The sequence below is a fragment of the Streptomyces durocortorensis genome (genome assembly GCF_016901035.1).
GTDB lineage: Bacteria > Actinomycetota > Actinomycetes > Streptomycetales > Streptomycetaceae > Streptomyces > Streptomyces durocortorensis.
In genome coordinates this window covers 1-1,030 of record NZ_JAFEUF010000521.1, presented here as the reverse complement: position 1 = coordinate 1,030, position 1,030 = coordinate 1, and the positions used below count along the sequence as shown (strand labels likewise).

General features: G+C 76.6%; 1 protein-coding gene. It reads right to left on the bottom strand.

All coding sequences use genetic code 11. From position 1 onward, the window contains the following. Nucleotides 1-111: 111 nt before the first annotated feature. Nucleotides 112-1,030, bottom strand: a 919-nt coding sequence (locus JS521_RS35865; RefSeq protein ID WP_275564254.1) for an SPFH domain-containing protein, incomplete at its 5' end; no start/stop codon positions are given.

Here is a 1,030-nt window from a genome sequence, read left to right as displayed (position 1 = left end):
CCCCGCCCCCCATCAACACTCCCTCTCCCCGCCCCCCTGCCGGCGGGGCGCCGGCCCCCCCCCCCGCCCCCCCCCCCCCCCCCCCCCCCCCCCCGGAACCCGCCCCGGGCCTCAGGCCCCGTCTCCTCCCCCACTGCGACCGGTGTAGAAGGCAACGGTCAAGTCCTTGACGAGCGCCTTGCGTTCGTAGTCGTCGAGCTCGACGATGCCGCGCGTGGTGAGCCGGTTGACCGTGTCGTCGACGGCATCCACCACGGAGGTGAGCACGCTGTCGCGGTGCCGGGAGTCGATCGCGGCGATCCGCCGCCGCTGCATCGCCGCCGCGACCTCGGGGGCGTACTCGATGCCGGTCGGCTGCGCGGAGTACACCTCGACGCCGACCGGTTCGCAGTCCGCCTTCAGCATCCGGGTCAGGGCGTCGCCGACCGCCTCCGCGTCGCGCAGGGTCGGGGCGTCCTCGTGGAACGCGTCGGCGGGCAGTTGCGAGAGGACCCGGGCCATCGCGGCCTCGACCTGGGCGCTCAGGTACGCCTCGTGGTCCTCGATGCCGAGGACGGCGCGGACGGTGTCCTTGATCCGCCACACCACGAGGACGACCACGCGCAGGGCGGTGCCGTTCGCGTCGACGGCGGGCAGCGGTTCGCTGCGCCAGTGCCGCAGGCGTACGTCGACGCGGCGGCGCAACAGCAGGGGCGAGACCCAGACGAGGCCGGTGCGGCGGACGCTGCCCCGGTAGTCGCCGAACAGCGTCAGCACCCACGCGTACCCGACCCGGCCCCGGCCGAGGCCGCCGAGCGCGAGGAGCACGACGGTGGCGAGGAGGGCGAGGGCGGCCCAGGCGCCGACGCCGATGCCGAGGTCGGGCCGGGGGGTGAGGCCGACCGCGCTCTGCCAGGCGGCGGGCAGAACGCCGCGCCACCACAGGACGGCCAGGCCGCCGGCGATTCCGGCCGCACCGGCGAGGAGGGCGGCGTAGCCGGACAGCGCGGGTCCGGGCCGCTCGGTGAGCCGGGGGTCGGCGACGGGGGCG